Genomic DNA, 17300 nt, shown 5'->3' on the forward strand with positions numbered 1-17300 from the left:
CAATGTGACAAAGGAACAGTCCCTTTGTCACATTATTCGGAGCGTAGGGCTTCCACGGGGTCTTTCTTGGATGCACTGCGGGCAGGTAGCAGGCCAGCAACGACCGTCAGTAGCACCGAAATTGCGATGAGCATCAGCGCGTCTTGAACGGGCAGGCTCATCAGATTGGGAACCTGCTTGGCCGCAAGCGCCCAGGCATTAACCGGAAGGCTCACAGCCACCACGACGACAATGGCAAAGACGCCGGCAATGAGGCCTTCGATAAAGGTCTCGGCATTGAATACGTTGGCCACGTTACGCTTCGATGCGCCAATCGCGCGCAGGATGCCAATCTCCTTTTTGCGCTCCAGCACGCTGATGTAGGTGATGATGCCGATCATGATGGAGCTCACCATCAAACTGATACTCACGAATGCGATGAGCACCAAGCTGATGGTGTTCACGATGTCGGTCACCGAACCCATGATGATGCCCATGTAGTCGGTGTACGAGATCGCCTGTTCATCGTGGCCAGTGGCTTTAACCTGCTTGTTGTACGCATCGATGTGATCGAGTACGCGCTCCTTGGCCTCAAAGTCACGCGGGAAAATCTTGACCGAGATGGGGTCTGCCTCGTCCGCATAGCCCAACGTGGTCAGATTGTTATCGTAGGTGAGCTTTGACGCCTTGGCATAGCTCATCATGAGCGAGCTCAGGTCCTCGGCGTCCATGTTGAAGTGAATGGCACGAGCGAAGGCACCCGCATCCACGCGCATGGCGCTCGCCAAGTTGGCAAAACTCGAAGACATCTGCGTCGCCATTTGGTCCATAAGTCCCGCCGCACCCATCTTGAGCTGGGCCGATACCGTCATCGCGATCTGCTCGCTGATTGTCTTGGTCACCTGATCCATAGACTGCTGCAGATACGGAGCCAGCTGCTTTTGCACATAGTCGGTCATCGCGTGCTCAAGACGCTCGGCCAGGGCATCGCCGCCGAGCGCCTTGAGCTGAGCCAGGTATTGCTGGGCGTCGGCATCATGCTCAAGATACGTCGAGAAAGCGGCAGCAAGCTTTGACGCGTCTTTAAGATCTTCGGGCGACAGCGCCTTAAACTGATCCGACTGTATAAAGCCCTCAAACAGCTGGTTGGCAAGCGTTCCCACCTGCTGCATTTGCTCGGGTGTGAGCTCCAGACCGTCAAAGATGCCCGAGAAATCTGGAGCCGGCGCTTTGGCCATGATGTCGCTGAAGTCGATGTCCTTCCCAACGCCCGAAAGGTCAATGTCCAGACCGGACAAGTCGATACCAGAAAGGTCCATACCGCTGGCCGCACCCGAGAGCGCAGACGTATCGAGCGAGAACGCGCTCTTTAGCGCCGCCTCGTCCACGCTGAACATGCTGCCCAGATCAACGCCTTGCTTGGCCTCGCCTTGCAGCTCATCAAAGGTTTTACCCGTAAAGACATCCGTCTCGGGGCGGGCAAGCTGCTCCTGCACGATCTGCGAATCGGCAGCGCGCTCCATAAGCTGGCGAGTCAGCGCATGCGTGTAGGCAATGCCCGGGGACAATGCACTCGCGTTAGCCGTCTCGTTGGGTCGCACCACGCCCACAATGCGCACGTCGATACCGTCAGCAACCTTGGACGCCATAAAGTCGGCATCGCCAGACATGTCAGTCCACATGCCGGTCTCTTCGTTTTTGCGATAGGCATCGGCCGGCGACAACACCTTAAATGTCGTGGACAGCGCATCGTCGTAGGTAAAGTCGGTGCCGGTCTCGGGCGTCTCGACCTTGCCGTCGGCCGTCATGGCGCTGTTGACCAGGTCATTGAGCTCATCGATATCCAGCGCACCGATGCTATAGAGCGTATAGTCGCCCACCGTGCCGCGGCTCGAAAGCACCATCACGGCCTCGTTGGCGGACGTGGGCCAATGGCCGGCAACGACATCGTACTGGCTGTCGAGCAGGCTCTGGTCGTCAATCATCTCGTTAAAGACCGAGGTTCCCATGGAATCCATGCTCACCGTTGCCGCCGAGCTCGCGCCTCCGCTCATGGCCTCGGTCATGGCGTTGGGCACCAGCCGGACAGGCTTCTCATCGCCCTTGCCGGCACGATAGACAACCGGCGATACACCGTAGCCGTACTGAATGGCGTTGACCTCTTTATCGATGCCGTCGCCACCGGCATCGAGCCATGCCTTAAAGCTCGTCATGTCATTGGACTTAACGCTCGCAAACATATCCTTTACGGCCGTGACCACAGGAATCTTATCGGTTCCCTTAGCCTCGCCGCCGGCACTGTCGTCGGACGAATCCACGCTTTCAGACGAACCGTCATCCGTGGCCCCCTCTCCGCCCATCATGGACGACAGGTCGTAATCCTGCTTGGAAATGCTGAGTGGGTAGCTCGAGAGCGTGTCCTCCTCAACCTTTTTGATGTAGCCGTTTACGCCATTGGAGAGTGCCAGGATCGCCGCAATGCCGATAATGCCAATCGAGCCCGCAAAGGCCGTCATGGCCGTACGGCCCTTCTTGGTCATGAGGTTTCGGGCAGAAAGCCCCAGCGCCGTCACAAAGCTCATCGAGGTTTTGCGCGTAGGCTTGGCCTCGCGGCGCGCGGCCTTGGCAACATCAAAGGGGTCGGAATCGTCGGTGATCTTGCCGTCCGCCAGGTTGACGATGCGCGTAGCGTACTTGTACGCCAGCTCGGGATTGTGCGTGACCATAATGACCAGACGGTCGCGCGCCACGTCCTTGAGCAAATCCATGACCTGCACGGATGTCGTTGAGTCTAGGGCGCCGGTCGGCTCGTCTGCCAGCACGATCTCGGGGTCGTTGATCAGGGCGCGGGCGATGGCCACGCGCTGCATCTGTCCGCCCGATAGCTGGCTCGGGCGTTTGTTAACGTGCTCGCCCAGGCCAACTTTCTCCAACGCCTCGCGCGCACGCTGGCGGCGCTCGGCATGCCCCACACCCGTGAGCGTGAGCGCCAACTCAACGTTTTCCAAAATGGTCTGATGCGGAATGAGGTTATAGCTCTGGAACACAAAGCCAATGCGATTGTTTCTGTAGGCATCCCAATCGCGGTCGCTGAAGTCCTTGGTCGAGATGCCGTCGATCAGCAAGTCGCCGGAATCAAAATGATCGAGTCCACCAATGACGTTGAGCATCGTAGTTTTTCCCGAGCCCGAGGGACCCAGGATGGCCACGAACTCGTTATCGCGAAAAGACAGGCTTACGCTGTCGAGCGCCACCTGCGTAAACGACTGCGCAACATACCTTTTGCAAATATCTCTGAGATCCAGCATGGACGGCAACCTCTCCCCCGCCGTTCGCGTTCGACACGTTTGACCTACTCTATCAGCTTTTCTGCCGGTACCAGTAAGGAATGTAGCGAACAAAAAAACGGGACAGCACGCCGCATGGCGCACCATCCCGCGTATAACATCCCCGATGCGACAAAGAGGCTGTCACTTTGTCACATTCCAATGCGCGCTACTTTTCGAGCCCGCACGGCATAACGTTAGCGCTGCCGCGGCGAGCCTCAGTCACGGCTGCAAAGAAGCGATAGCCGCCCGAGAAGTTAAAGCACTCAAAGCCATGCTGCGCCAAAATGCGGCAAGCAATGTAGCTGCGAATGCCGCTCTGGCAAATCACGTAAACCGGCTTGGCCCGGTCGAGCTCGCCCAGGCGATTGCGCAGATCATCGACGGGAATGTTTACGAAACCATCGATATGCCCGCGCTCATACTCCCCTTCCGTACGAACATCGAGCAGCTGCACGCTGCCATCGCGTGGCAAGTTGGGCTCATCCTCCCAATGCCACTGCGCCAGTATGCCGCGATTGAGGTTCTCGATCATAAAGCCCGCCATATTGACGGGATCCTTCGCCGATGAATACGGCGGCGCGTATGCTAGGTCCAAATCCTTAAGCCTATCGCCGCGCATGCCTGCCTGGATGGCAGTCGCCAGGACGTCGATACGCTTGTCCACACCATCGATGCCCACGATTTGCGCACCCAGCAGGCGCAATCCCTGCTTCTCGAAGACAACCTTCATGGTCATGGGCGTTGCACCCGGATAATAACCCGCATGCGAACCGGGCGACAGGACCACGCTGTCGCAGTCAATTCCCGCCGCGTGTGCTGCCTTTTCGGATAGTCCCGTGCTTGCCGCCGTCAAGTCGAATACCTTGATAACCGATGAGCCCAACGATCCGAGGTAGCAGCTGTCCATGCCAGCTATGACATCGGCGACGACACGCCCCTGCTTGTTGGCGGGGCCGGCGAGCGAAATGACCGCGTCCTCGCCGGTCACCTGATGCGTGACCTGCACGGCATCGCCCACGGCATACACGTCGGCAGCAGAGGTCTCCATGCGGTCGTTGACCACAATAGCCCCCTTGATGCCCAGTTCGAGCCCCGCCTCTTGCGCCAGATGGCTCTCAGGTGCCACGCCAATGGCAAGCAGCACCATATCGGCTCCGATAGGGTCATCGCCCGCAACATGGGTGACAACGCGGCCATCAACTTCCTCAAAACCTGTCACATCGGCCTTGAGGCGCAGATCGATACCGTGCTCACGCACCTCGGTATGCAAAAGGGTCGCCATGTCGTAATCCAGGTTGTTCATAAGCTGGACGGGACGCTGCAGAAGGGTCACCTGGAGCCCCAGCTCACACAGATTCTCCGCCGTCTCGACGCCAATGAAGCCGCCGCCGATCACGACGGCACTGCTCGGTCGCCGCTCTCGAACATAGCTGTGAATACGCAGCGTGTCCTCAACGGTGCGTAGGCTAAAGATTTTATCCGAGTCGATGCCCGGCAACGCAGGGCGGATCGGCTTTGCACCCGGCGACAGGATGAGCTTGTCATACGTCTCGACAAATTCCTCGCCCGTCAGCATATTGCGAACCTCGACCGTATGCGAATCGGGATGGATGGCAAACACCTCGTGACTCGTCTTGACCGCAATGCGAAAGCGATCCCAAAAGCCCTTGGGAGACTGCAGCGTCAATGCGCTCTCTTCTTCTATCACGCCGCCAATGTAGTACGGAAGCCCACAGTTGGCATACGATACAAAACCCGTGCGCTCAAAGATGACAATTTGGGCCTGCTCGTCGAGTCTGCGCAAACGTGCCGCCGCCGATGCGCCGCCCGCGACGCCTCCAACGATAACCACCTTCATAGCCAACGCACCACCTTTCCCGTGTAGCCGCTTATGCCGCCGATATTCTTGACACTGCCATACCCAGAACGCTTAAGAAAACTCACAGCTTGGTTGCTTCGCGCACCGCTCAGGCAATGCACGAAAAGCTGCGTGCCCTTGTCTGGATACAGCTCAAGCACCTGGTTGATACGATTGAGCGGAACGTTGACGCTGCCCGGAATGTGGCCCTGTCCATGCTCGTCAGCACTCCTCACGTCGAGCAGCACCGCCCCCTTAGAAGCCTTCCATTCCTGGACGCCCACATTAATGTCCGGTCCTGCAAACAAATCAAACAATCCCATAGCGCACTCCTTTGCTGGTTGCTTTGGGCAAGTATGCCAAGGCACTGCGGTCGCGTTCTGTGACCAAGTCACCAAACGGAAAATATGTTGCCGACGGCAGATGCAGCTGCGCGGTAGGTCTAGACCAACCGTGCTAACCCATCTACATCACGCACGATAATCCGTCCGCGCCTAATCTCGATGAGCCCGTCCTGCGCAAGACGTCGCAGAGCGCGCGTCACCGCTTCGCGCGCAGAGTTGATGTCGCGTGCAAGCTCGTCTTGCGTTACGGCAACTTCTGCTGTGCCCGCAGCTCGGCAATGCTCGAGCACGTAGCTGGCGACGCGCTGATCGAGGCGCTTAAAGAGCATCTGCTGCAGCACGCATACCACCTGGGAGTAGCGCTTCACCTCAACCTGGAGCATAAAGGCCTTAACGTAGACATTATCGCGGGCGAGCTGGGCACACACGCTCGCAGGCACCACCAAAAGCGATGACCTGCGTGCTGTAACCACCATGGTGTCAAATGAAATCTGCTCGATAACGCACGAGGCCGTGGTGACACAGCACTCTCCGCAGCCAACCCTAAACAACGTGACCTCCTTGCCTTCCTCGGAAAGCAGGCTCACGCGAATGTCACCTTCGATAATAAAAACAATGCCAGTGCAAGAATTTCCGCTGCTACCGATTATCTGCCCGGCATCAAAGGATCGCAGCGACGAGCGCTCTGCCACGAGCGTCTGCTCATCGGATGTAAGTTGTCCCCAAAACGGCAACCGCTCGACCATGCTGCCGACCATAGCCGCCCCCTTTCGACGTATACCCATGATGCTACCCCGAAGCAGAAAAAAGAGTCGCTGTTTCCAGCGACTCCCCTTCAGTTGTCTGTCCCACGGACTTACTGTTCGCTCTTCGCGAGTGCCTGATCGATCAGTTTGTTGAGCGCCTCGCGCTGCTCAGCGGAGTTGATGCCGCCCATGATCGGCTCTCCCACAATGTTACCGTTCTGGTCGATCACATAGGTGGTCGGGAACGAGTACAGGTTGGAGGTGAACTTTCCGGCCTCGCTGTCCGACTTAAACCAGATGTTCTTATACGTCACGCCCTTCTTGGAAAGCACGTCCTTGGCATCGGCCACCTCGTCTTTGTTGCCATCGAGCGTAAAGGAATTAACGCCCACGACCTGGCCGCCCTTCTCGGCAAGCTCCTTGTTGAGCTTCTCCAGATCGCCCAGCTCTCCCACGCACGGCTTGCAGGTGGTAAACCAGAAGTTCATGACGGTGACCTTGTTCTTGGAGAACAGCTCGTCGCTGTTTACATCGTTGCCGTCCAAGTCCTTGCCCTTAAAGCTGGGAAACTTCGTCTCCCCGCTCTCGCCGTTGGTCATGCCTGCGGTCGAGGCATCGACGCTCTCCCCCTCGCCGGGCGTGCTGCCGCATCCGGGGAACTCCTTCTCCAGCGCCATGAGCTTGTCCTCGATCTCCTTGACCTGCTGCGCGCCCGCCTTAAGCGTCTTAAGCTCGTCAGCCGCAAACTGATCCTTGGCGCCCTCGATGGTATCGAGCAAGAAGTCACCGTAGTTCTTGCCGTCCTCAATCATGGGAGTGTCTTTGTTGGCCGCAAGGAACACCTTTTCCCATAGGGCGTTATCGCTCGCAAAGATCTCGTTTTCCTTTTGCAGCAGCTGCTGGTACAGCTCGGCCGCCTCCTCGGCACTCGACGGCTTTTGCGCTATGAGCTCGGCAATCTGCGCATCGCCGCTCGTGGCATCCTTCGCGTCGCCCTTGGGGGCAGAGCACGCCGCGAGAGTCAGCGCCAGCACGGGCAGCATCAACAGAGCCGCAATTTTTGACAGTTTCATGGTTCCTCCGTTTATATCGAAACTTATATAGGTACCTATTTGTTTTCGCAGGCTTGCGTGGACTGCGCGGGTTTGTCGCCCGTCAAACCCAGCCCGTAGCGAAAGCTAATAGCATCGACGGGGCACGCGCCCACGCATTTGCCGCAACGAATGCACTCGGCATGGTCGGGCGTACGCGTAACGTCCACGTCCATCTGGCACACCTTGGCGCACTTGCCGCACGAGACGCATTTACAATGATCAACCCGAATCCCCAGCAATGACACCTTGTTCATGAGCGCATAAAATGCGCCGAGGGGGCAAATCCATTTGCAGAAGGGGCGATAGAACAGCACGCTCAGCACCGCAACCACAATGAGGATCGCGAGCTTCCAAGAAAAGAGCTTTCCCAGCGCGGAGCGGATTCCCACGTTCATGATGGACAGCGGAATCGCGCCCTCGAGCACACCTTGCGGGCAGATGTACTTGCAAAAGAACGGGTCGCCCATACCCACATCGTTAACCACCAAGACGGGCAGCAGCACCACGGCAAACAGCAGCACGGCATACTTGATGTACGTGAGCGGCTTGAGCTTTTTCGTGGAGAGCTTTTTGCTGGGAATCTTATGAAAAAGCTCTTGTAGCCATCCAAACGGGCACAAAAAGCCGCATACAAAACGTCCCAGCAGCACGCCGATCAGAATGAGCGTTCCGGTGACGTAATACGAAAAGCTAAACTTAGACGAGCCCACCACCGACTGAAACGACCCGATGGGGCACGCACCCGAGGCCGCCGGACACGAGTAGCAGTTGAGGCCCGGCACGCAGACGGCTTTGCCCGCTCCCTGGTAGATGCCGCCCTTGGCAAAGTTAGGCAGGTGAATATTGGTCGCAAGCGTCGCCGCCGCCTGAATCAATCCACGAAATCGCGCTAAAAGATGCGATGCAGTGTTTTTTCTTTTATCCAATTCCGATACACTCCAAGCACAGCCTGATTGCCTTGGCCAGCACGGCATCTGCCTCGCCGCGCATAATTCCAAAGCCAACCATGGCTACCCCAACGATCAGCAAAGCCACCTGCGCCACAGGCTTAATCGCTTTGAACAATCTGACCACTCCTTTCGTTTCGCGACCCATTGGACCATACCGACTATAAAATCCGTGTTAAGCGTGAATGATTATGCAAGGAGAACGTTATACGTATCTTGGTCGTCGAGGACGAGCGGGCGCTGTGCGATGCGATCGCACGCAGCCTGCGCAACTTGGCCTATAGCGTCGACTGCTGCTACGACGGACAACAGGCCCTCGATCTGCTCGATGTCGAGACCTTTGATCTTGTTGTGCTCGACCTCAATCTCCCCCATGTCGACGGCATGACCGTGCTCAGGCAACTCAGGACAACTGATTGCGAGACCAAGGTGCTCGTGCTCTCGGCACGCGGCGAGGTCTCCGACAAGGTAGCGGGGCTCGGTGCGGGCGCCAACGACTACCTCACCAAGCCGTTCCATCTTGACGAGCTGGCGGCACGCATGCGCAGCCTCACGCTCGGGCGCTTTACGCAAAGCGACGTTGTTCTAACCTGTGGATCACTGAGCTTTGACACCAAGGCGCGCCTCGCCTCCGTGGGCGGCGAGGTTCTATCCCTCACGCGCAAGGAGACCGGCATCCTGGAATCCCTGATGCTTAACCAAGGGCGGCCGGTGCGCCAGGAAGAGCTTATCGAGCATGTATGGGACAGCAGCGTCAACAGCTTTAGCAACGCGACCCGCGTGCATATCTCATCGCTGCGCAAAAAGCTGCGCGGCGCGTTGGGGCACGACCCCATCCGCAACCGAATCGGCGAAGGCTACGTTATGGAGGACGGCAAATGAAGCGGCTGTCGCTGCAGTGGCGCATCACGTTGATGACGGCCTTACTGATATGTTCGACCTGCGTACTTATGAATTGCCTGGTTGGTTACTCCGGCATGCGCTACATGGACTCGATTGGTGCAGAAGCGGCGGCGCACAACAAGGTGGAGACCGCAGCGCCCAGCTCATTTGACCCGGCAAGCAAAGAGCTCGACGATGAGTTGACCATCGTCGTGAGCGACGCCCAAGCATCGTTTAGCGCGACGAGCTGGTGCATAACCGCGGCGGCGACGCTGCTCGGTGGCGTGCTAGCCTACTTCGTGAGCGGATATGCGCTGCAGCCGTTGCGCTCCTTTGCGGCGCAAGTCGAGAGCGTGCGGCCCGACAACCTCGCCGACACAAAGATCAGCGAGGACGTGCCCTCTGAACTCAGGCGCTGCAGCGCGTCGTTTAACGACATGATTTCCCGCCTTGACGAGGGATTATCCGCACAAAGACAGTTTACGGGCAATGCGGCGCACGAGCTGCGCACGCCGCTCGCGCTCATGCAAGCCCAGGTTGAGTTGTTTTGCGCTGAGCACCCCGACGCCGATGCCGATACAGCGAGCCTGCTCCGGCTGCTGCAGGAGCAGACCGAGCGAATGACGCACATGACAAAGACCCTGCTCGAGATGAGCGAGCTGCGCAGTGTCCCTTGCAACGATGCGATTGACCTGGCGCCGATGATCGAAGAAGTGCTCACCGACCTGGCGCCCCTTGCCGAGCAAAAGGGCATCACGCTTGTAAGCAAGGGCGACGCGCAAACGATCGGCTGCGACACGTTGATCTATCGGCTACTGTTCAACCTGGTTGAGAATGCCATTCGCTACAGTGCGCCCAGCTCAACCGTGCAAATCGGCGCCCGTGCCGAAGGCGACCGCGTGCTGCTTCGCGTGCGTGACCAAGGGCCAGGCATTCCCAAGCAATACCAGACGAGCATCTTTCAGCCCTTCTTTCGTGTCGACAGATCGCGCAGCAGAGCATATGGCGGTGTGGGGCTGGGGCTTGCGCTGGTCTGGGAGATCGCCGCGCTTCACGGCGGCTCCATCGAGGTCGAAGAAAGCTCGAAGCGCGGAACGACCATGCTCGTGATTCTTCCCGCTCGCGCACCCGGCTCATTAAAATAACGAACGGGATGGCACGCCGTGTGGTGTACCATCCCGCACATAACATCGAAGATGTGACAAAGGGACCGTCCCTTTGTCACATCTGCTAGTTCTCGTCGCCTACCAGCTGAGTTAGCTTACTCCCACTCGACCGTGCCGACGGGCTTCGGCGTAAGGTCGTAGCAAACGCGGCAGATACCGGGGACCTCGGCGGTCACGCGTGCGGTAATGCGTTTGAGCAGCGCCCAGTCGAGCTCGGGCACCTCAGCGGTCATGACATCGACGGTATTGATGCAGCGAATAATGCAGGGCCAGTCGTAGGCGCGCTTGCCCTCGCGCACGCCGGTGGCGCGGAAATCGGGCACCACGGCAAAGTACTGCCAGATGGTCAGACCGGCCTTGTCGATCTCCTCGCGCACGATGGCGTCGGCCTCGCGCAGCGCCTCGAGGCGGTCGCGGGTAATGGCGCCAAGGCAGCGGACGCCCAGGCCAGGACCGGGGAACGGCTGACGCTCAACCATGTTCTCGGGCAGGCCGAGCTCGCGGCCCACGACGCGCACCTCGTCCTTGTACAGCAGCTTAACGGGCTCGCAGAGCTCAAACTGCAGGTCCTCGGGCAGACCGCCAACGTTGTGGTGGGCTTTCACGCCGTCCTGCGACTCCAGAATGTCGGGGTAGATAGTGCCCTGGGCGAGGAAGCTGACCTCGTCGCCAACCTTGCGGGCCTCCTCCTCGAACACGCGGATGAACTCGGCGCCGATGATCTTGCGCTTGGCCTCGGGCTCGTCGACGTCGACGAGTTTATCGAGGAAGCGGTCGGTGGCGTCCACATAGACCAGGTTGGCGTCCATCTGGTTCTGGAACACGTCGACGACCTGCTCGCTCTCGCCCTTGCGCATGAGGCCGTGGTTCACGTGCACGCAGATGAGCTGCTTGCCGATGGCCTTGATCAGGAGCGCCGCGACGACCGAGCTGTCAACGCCGCCGGAAAGGGCCAGCAGAACCTTCTTGTCACCGATCTGCTCGCGGATTGCGGTGACCTGCTCGCCGATGAACACCTGGGCAAGTTCGGGAGTGGTGATACGCACCATATCGTCGGGACGCTTGTTGGGATCCATGCAGGGCTCCTTTTCGGTTCGATGGAACGCGCCGCGCATATGCAAACGCGCTGTCATATGCCCTCATTATATGCAGAGCAAGGTTCGTTTCCCATCGCTGCAACGGAGCTTTTTGCAGGGGTGGCAATTTTTCCTAATGTCGAGGTCAGCTAGACTTCGGTAGCTCCCTTGGGAGCATTGCCAATAGACTCTTCCTTTATTCGTTCGGCATAATCGTAGGCGATAACCACAAATTCCAGTCCCGAGCAACAGGAGTACAATTGCTGCTAATGTGGCCACCTGATGGAAGATGGAAGATGGACTGCGATAGTTACCCGCTCATTCCCATGCCGTTGATGTGCACCGCCTTTGTGCCGGGGCAGATTGACGCTGCGGTTGCAGGCATTTCCGACCCCGATTCACGCACCATCGCCACGGCAGAAGCGCTGTACTTTCGCGGACAGGCCACCCTCGCTGCCAAGACGGCGCGCCCCTATCTTGACGCCACCGATCCCGCGCTGCGCTATTCCGCATGCTTTATCTGCGGATATGCCAGTCTGTCGCTCAACCGTATCGCCGATGCCCGTCGTTGCCTTACGGGCATCCTCGATACGCCAACTGACGAGGAATCGCCCGCCGCTCACGCCACGCATATCCTGTTCGCCTCGGCCGCGAGTGTCCTGTTGCACTTGCCTTCCCCGTATTCTGCCGAAGAGTTTCATCCGCTTGCGGCGCATCTGCCCGAAGGCCTGCGCCTGTTCGCCAGCTACGTGATGGCGCACGCCTTGTATCTGCGCGGCGAATACGGCCGCAGTCTGGGCATGGCGGAAAACGCCCTGATCATGAAACAGGAAAGCTATCCGATCTCGGAACTGTTCCTGCACCTGGCAGCTTCCATGGCATACATGAGCCTCAAAGACGTCGACGCCGCAAAGGCACACTTCGGAGCCGCTTGGGACATTGCGCGTCCCGACGGCCTTATCGAGCTCATCGGCGAACACCATGGCCTTTTGCAAGGACTCATCGAGGCATGCCTAAAATCGCAATACCCTGACGATTTCGCACGCATCATCGAGATTACATATCGATTCAGTTACGGCTGGCGGCGCATCCACAACCCCGATTCGGGCGAGGACGTGGCCGACGATCTAACGACCACGGAGTTCACCATGGCCATGCTCGCCTGCCGTGGGTGGACCAACGCCGAAATCGCACGCCATATGGGCGTGTCGCCGGGCACTGTTAAAAACCGCCTATCCGGCGTATATGCAAAGCTTGGCATCGGCACGCGCGCCGAGCTGGTCGCTCATATGTTGCGTTAGCGACCGGGCTGCCAAGCGCATCGAACGCGATCCGGAGCCCGGCACTTCGCTCGCCTAAATTGGACATTTTGACCCTTGAACGGCACTACCGCCACGGGGCACCTTCTCGCAAAATTGGATTATTTCCACCGATACCTGCGGGATGGGAGCCCAAGATGCTTGATCGCCGTTCGTTACTTGTTGCCGGAGCGTCCTCGCTAGCGAGCATCATGTTGCCTCGCGTGCCGGGAAGCGAAAATGCCTTCCTGCTGCCGTTCGCGCCCACCGAAGCCTATGCCGACGAAAAAGACCCCTTCAGGGTGCTCGTTCTCTCGCGCACCATGTTTGGTGTGGTCGTGGTCGACGTCGCCAACAAGAATATGCCCGTCAAGGGAGCGCAGGTCACGCTCGCGTCGCGTTATGCCGCGGGCAAGCAGCTCTCCGCCACGACCGACGATGAGGGCACGGCCATCTTTGAGGTCGCGCCGCTTTCGGAAGGCTACGTGGACGAGGCAACGCTTCTCGACGCGTACGACTTTAACGGCGGCATCTCCATTAGCATGGCGGGCTACCGCGATGTCGAGATTCCCCTTGCGCGTATCCAGGGCGGCACCGCCATAACCGCGCCCACGCGTCCGCTTTCCGACGGCGAGCCGTACTTCCGCCAGCTCACATTCGACGAATGGGACATCCAATACGCTGAAGCCACGTTCATGGCATTGCCGAAGGACGACACGGCAAACGAGCAGCCCGATACGCACGCCTTTACCGTGCAGGCACATCTGCCACAGGGTGGACAGGCAACGCTGCGCATCAACAAAGTGACGCCTGCCGCGGGCAGTTCGCCCGAAACCGTCACGCAGATCGGTCAGATCAAGGCCAGCGCATCGGGTTCGGATAATCTGGCAACGTTCACACTCGAAGACAAGTTCCTCGATGCGGCATCGGGCCTTCTGGAAGAAGGGTGCAAGCTGCGCTTTGTCCTCGACTATCAGGGCAAAACCTACACGATCTCATCCCCTATGGCCGTTGTCACCGCGCCGGCCGCGAAGTCGGAATCGGGCTCGACCACCATCATTCCCACCACTATGGACCAAGAGATCACTCCGTTTGATTTCCCAGCGGCGTTTCCCGGCATCGGCGGCAACAAGTTCACCTGCTGGATGCCCTCGTTCCCCATTCTGTTCGATTTCTCGTTTGCCGGGTACGTACTGTTTGGCGGAGGATACAAACCAGCCAGCTATATGAACGATTCGGGCAATCCGGATCCGGAGTACTGGAAGAAGTCACCGCGTGAGTCGGGCGCCAAGCAGGCAACCCGCTACCTCGACAAGATGGAGGGGAAGTGGAGTCAGTACAAGAGCATGAGTGCTGGTTCGGGTACCGATCCAAGGAACACCAAGCTCCTTCGCCACCATTGCACGCCGCTGTTCACGATGGATATCGCCACGCAGCTGTACGGCTCGCTCGCCTACGATTGGGTGGGCAAGACCTGGGGTGACAACAACGATCCCGCATGTGGCAATATTAAGGCCCTCTTCCAGGTAAGAACCGACCTCAACTGGACCGAACAGTTCACCTTGGGACCAGTGCCCTTTTTCCTAAACGTCAACCCCTGGGTGCTGGCGAAGCTGGCGCTCGCCGTGGGTGCCCACACGCACGGCAGCGGCGCGGCGTTTTTTAAAAACATTTCGCTCGACTATTCAAACACGTCGGGCTCGTTTACCATCCAGATCGGGCTTGCCGTCACCTTTGGCGCCGGCGTTGCAGGCGTCGCTTCGTCTGCCGTGCGCGGCGCCGCATCCCTCACGCTGTTCATTGGGTACGAGAAGGCAGATGGACACCAGCTTCCGCGACTGCGCGTAGGTGCAGACGTCGATGTCGACGTGATACTCCAGTTCGTAATGTTCAAGTGGACCACCAAGGCTTGGTCGGGATCGTGGCCCACACTCGCCGATTCGTGGGATATGTCAGTGAACAATGGCGATCAGTATGTGCTCCAGCGCTCTGAGCTGGCCCTGGGTGGAGATACACCTTATACGCTGGATGCCTGCTTCGGCTCAGCCGGCAACGCCGAGGCGGGCGGCGTTCCGCAATTTATCGCATCGGCCACCATCGTCACTAACGCCGAGCTGCTCGCACGCGCCGAGGTTAAGGCCACTGCCGTAAACGTCGCGCCTGTCGTGCGCGATTGGGATCAAGCGGTCACGCGCATTGAGCTCGAAGCGGATGCAGAAAGCGACGACACGGGACAGATCGAGCATTTCGTCCATGCACTGATAGAGAACGACGAAAACGCCGCGCCGATGTATGAGTACACCTATATCGGTCAGGCAACGAACGCCGTTGCGGACCCCAACGCCAATTCTGCCGGCGTGTCAGAGGACGAGCGTGGCGGCATAAAACCCTCAAGCGACAACGTACTGTTTTCCGGCGTGCTCAGCGAAGCCCACATGAGGCTAATGATGATTGCCGGCGTGGAGTGTCTATTCCGCATCGCCTCGGTGCGCTACGGCGACAATGGCCGCTCGCGCCTGGTGGTGCACACAAAGGCAAACGGCACGTGGTCCGCTCCCACGCCCGTGGACTTTCCCCTTGGGTTTGGCGAGAACGACGTGGAGCGCGACAGCATATACGATTACGACTTCGACGTGGTGAAATATACGGACGGTAGAGGAAACCGGGACGCCTACGTGCTGCTGGTCTCGGGCGAGCGCCCCGCCGGCGACAACACCCTTTTCGATACGGCAAGCACAGCCGGCATACTGTCCGTTGTGCGCCTGCGCATAAGTAATGACGAGACCCGCGTGGTGTCGCATACGTCATGGCGCAGCATCTCGCGCGGCCGCCTGCAAGAGGATGGCTACCATTGCCTGCAGTGCCCGCGTATCACGGTGGGCAAGACGGTGGTCGACGGGCGCCTGTCGGGTGCCTACCTCCACCGCCACGGAACCACCGCAGAAAAGGCGCTCGGCAGCGAGGCTGAGGTTGCGCTGGAGTGCTTTACCCTGTGGTCGGACGTTTCGGGCGACAGCCTGACGTTCCGCCAAGTTCTCCGCTTTCCGCAAGCACCGTCGAGCATCGAGCTGGGCGCACCCGAAAATATCAACGGCAAAATGGTGGTGCCCGTTGCGTACGAGACCGCAGACGGTTGCGGCTGCGCATCGTACGCCGTGATCGGCCAGTCCATTGCTGCCTGGGACGTTATGTCACCAGACGCCACGGTATCCTGTGCGGTGCCGTGGCCACAACATTCGGGCTTTTTGGCAACCGTCAACGAGCAACTGCAGCATATTACTTGGACGCGAGGCGCATCGGCATTTGCAACGCAGCCCGTGGGCGCCGCAGGCTGTGGCCCGGCATCGTTTAGCGTGAGCAACAACGGCAGGTGCGTGCTCTATGTAGAGAACACCGATGGCAAGGTGGGACAAACCTACGACGAAGAAGGCAACCCGGTAGCAGTGATGGGCAAGCACTTCCGCATCTTCGCCAGCACCTTGGCAGGCGATCTGTTCACGGAGCCGTTCGTGATGTGCGAACTGGACCATCCCGTCGATCAGATAACGACATTTTTGACGTCGGGTGGTATGCTCTCCGCGCTCGCCACGCACATTGTGAGCGTGGAGAAGAGCGAGGCAGAGCTGCACGGCATCGAAGTGCCCTTGGTGGCGTGTGCCACTCCGACGGGCGCGGTCGCTACCTCGGGCGCGGTGGTGCCCGGAGCGGCAGGCGAATCCTTCATGGTCACGGTGCGAAACGACGGCAACACCTTGCTGACCGCCGGAACGATCGATCTGTACCGAGAGGGTTCCAACCAGCCGTTCTCCAGCGCATCCATCGGATTCGGAGCGAACGCACGCACGGCATCGATCTACGATCCGGAGCTTGCCGAGGACGCTTCGGCCAACGACATGGCACACGTGAAGTACGCGCTCGAGACGCTGGGCACACGTTTTGCAACGCACCCGCTGGTTGCCGACAATGGAAACGCCGTGCTGGCACCGGGCTGCACGGCACAATTCCGCATGAGCTTTGCCATCCCGGAGAGCTGGGGCGACGAGGTGGGCAAACGCGTCACGCTGTATGCGAAGGCGCGTGACCTGGTGGCACTCGATCCCGTAACGTTCGAGGAAATTCGACCGGGCGCAAACTCGACGCTGGGCGCCGTACTGCACGAGCTTCATGTACCCGACGCGGCATGCGAGCGCTCAGAAGTTCAGGTCGGCGTATGCGACAGCGCGAATACGACAGGGCTTCATGACGCCCCGATGACAGCAGACGGCGATGGTGGCTCGAGTGGCGGCGGCGCTGACGAGGGCGGCGGCTCCGGCGGAAGCAGCTCCGGCAGTGGCAAGGACCACGGCAATAACAAGCGCTCCGGAAAAGTGGGCGCGCTTGCGGGCACGGGCGATGTCAACGCTCCCCTTACGGCAGCCGCTGCAGCACTCGCCGCGGCAGGCGCCGGCCTCGTCGCCTACAGCGCCCGCCGCACGGCGCTCGAAACCGACGCCGCTCATAAGGTCAATTCGGATAGGCCTCGCTAGCTCCTAGTTACTATTGTGAGAGACGCCGACTCGGCTCATCGAACATCAAAATGGG

At 59.2% G+C, this 17300-nt stretch carries 12 protein-coding genes; 4 read left to right on the plus strand and 8 right to left on the minus strand.

What is annotated here, in order from left to right:
- Nucleotides 1–32: 32 nt before the first annotated feature.
- From DW123_RS01725 to DW123_RS01755, 7 genes are all read right to left on the minus strand, one after another.
- Nucleotides 33–3287: an ABC transporter ATP-binding protein/permease gene (locus DW123_RS01725; protein ID WP_117743320.1), complete on the minus strand. Its 3255-nt coding sequence runs from the start codon at nucleotides 3285–3287 to the stop codon at nucleotides 33–35.
- A 187-nt stretch (nucleotides 3288–3474) separates the two neighbouring features.
- Entirely contained in the window at nucleotides 3475–5166 is a 1692-nt protein-coding gene (locus tag DW123_RS01730) for an FAD-dependent oxidoreductase (protein WP_117743321.1), read from the minus strand.
- The gene (locus tag DW123_RS01735) at nucleotides 5163–5489 is read right to left on the minus strand and encodes a rhodanese-like domain-containing protein (protein WP_117734587.1); all 327 of its coding nucleotides are present in this window, start codon (nucleotides 5487–5489) and stop codon (nucleotides 5163–5165) included. The genes DW123_RS01730 and DW123_RS01735 overlap by 4 nt, the downstream gene beginning before the upstream one ends.
- A gap of 119 nt (nucleotides 5490–5608) precedes the next feature.
- Nucleotides 5609–6268 (minus strand): Crp/Fnr family transcriptional regulator, encoded by a 660-nt coding sequence (locus tag DW123_RS01740; protein WP_158553148.1) that lies wholly within the window; start codon nucleotides 6266–6268, stop codon nucleotides 5609–5611.
- Nucleotides 6269–6366: 98 nt separating this feature from the next.
- Nucleotides 6367–7329 (minus strand): redoxin domain-containing protein, encoded by a 963-nt coding sequence (locus DW123_RS01745; RefSeq protein ID WP_117736508.1) that lies wholly within the window; start codon nucleotides 7327–7329, stop codon nucleotides 6367–6369.
- A 35-nt stretch (nucleotides 7330–7364) separates the two neighbouring features.
- The gene (locus DW123_RS01750) at nucleotides 7365–8276 is read right to left on the minus strand and encodes a 4Fe-4S binding protein (protein ID WP_233505092.1); all 912 of its coding nucleotides are present in this window, start codon (nucleotides 8274–8276) and stop codon (nucleotides 7365–7367) included.
- Complete coding sequence (locus DW123_RS01755) at nucleotides 8269–8415, minus strand: CD1871A family CXXC motif-containing protein (RefSeq protein WP_197032826.1); 147 nt, start codon at nucleotides 8413–8415, stop codon at nucleotides 8269–8271. Before DW123_RS01755 ends, DW123_RS01750 begins: the two co-directional genes overlap by 8 nt.
- Nucleotides 8416–8504: 89 nt before the next feature.
- Between DW123_RS01755 and DW123_RS01760 the strand changes: the two genes are divergently transcribed.
- Entirely contained in the window at nucleotides 8505–9179 is a 675-nt protein-coding gene (locus DW123_RS01760; protein WP_117743324.1) for a response regulator transcription factor, read from the plus strand.
- Nucleotides 9176–10324 (plus strand): HAMP domain-containing sensor histidine kinase, encoded by a 1149-nt coding sequence (locus DW123_RS01765; protein WP_117794373.1) that lies wholly within the window; start codon nucleotides 9176–9178, stop codon nucleotides 10322–10324. Before DW123_RS01760 ends, DW123_RS01765 begins: the two co-directional genes overlap by 4 nt.
- A 116-nt stretch (nucleotides 10325–10440) precedes the next feature.
- Here DW123_RS01765 and guaA read toward each other — a convergent pair whose 3' ends face one another.
- Entirely contained in the window at nucleotides 10441–11421 is a 981-nt protein-coding gene (gene guaA / locus DW123_RS01770) for a glutamine-hydrolyzing GMP synthase (RefSeq protein ID WP_117743326.1), read from the minus strand.
- A 296-nt stretch (nucleotides 11422–11717) separates the two neighbouring features.
- Here guaA and DW123_RS09625 point away from each other — a divergent pair, with 296 nt between their 5' ends.
- Nucleotides 11718–12722: a helix-turn-helix transcriptional regulator gene (locus DW123_RS09625; protein ID WP_199407122.1), complete on the plus strand. Its 1005-nt coding sequence runs from the start codon at nucleotides 11718–11720 to the stop codon at nucleotides 12720–12722.
- Nucleotides 12723–12877: 155 nt separating this feature from the next.
- Nucleotides 12878–17245 carry a hypothetical protein gene (locus DW123_RS01780; RefSeq protein WP_118273036.1) on the plus strand — a complete coding sequence of 1456 codons (4368 nt, stop codon included), beginning with the start codon at nucleotides 12878–12880 and terminating at the stop codon, nucleotides 17243–17245.
- Nucleotides 17246–17300: the final 55 nt, after the last annotated feature.

The sequence above is a fragment of the Collinsella sp. AM10-26 genome (genome assembly GCF_003472525.1).
GTDB lineage: Bacteria > Actinomycetota > Coriobacteriia > Coriobacteriales > Coriobacteriaceae > Collinsella.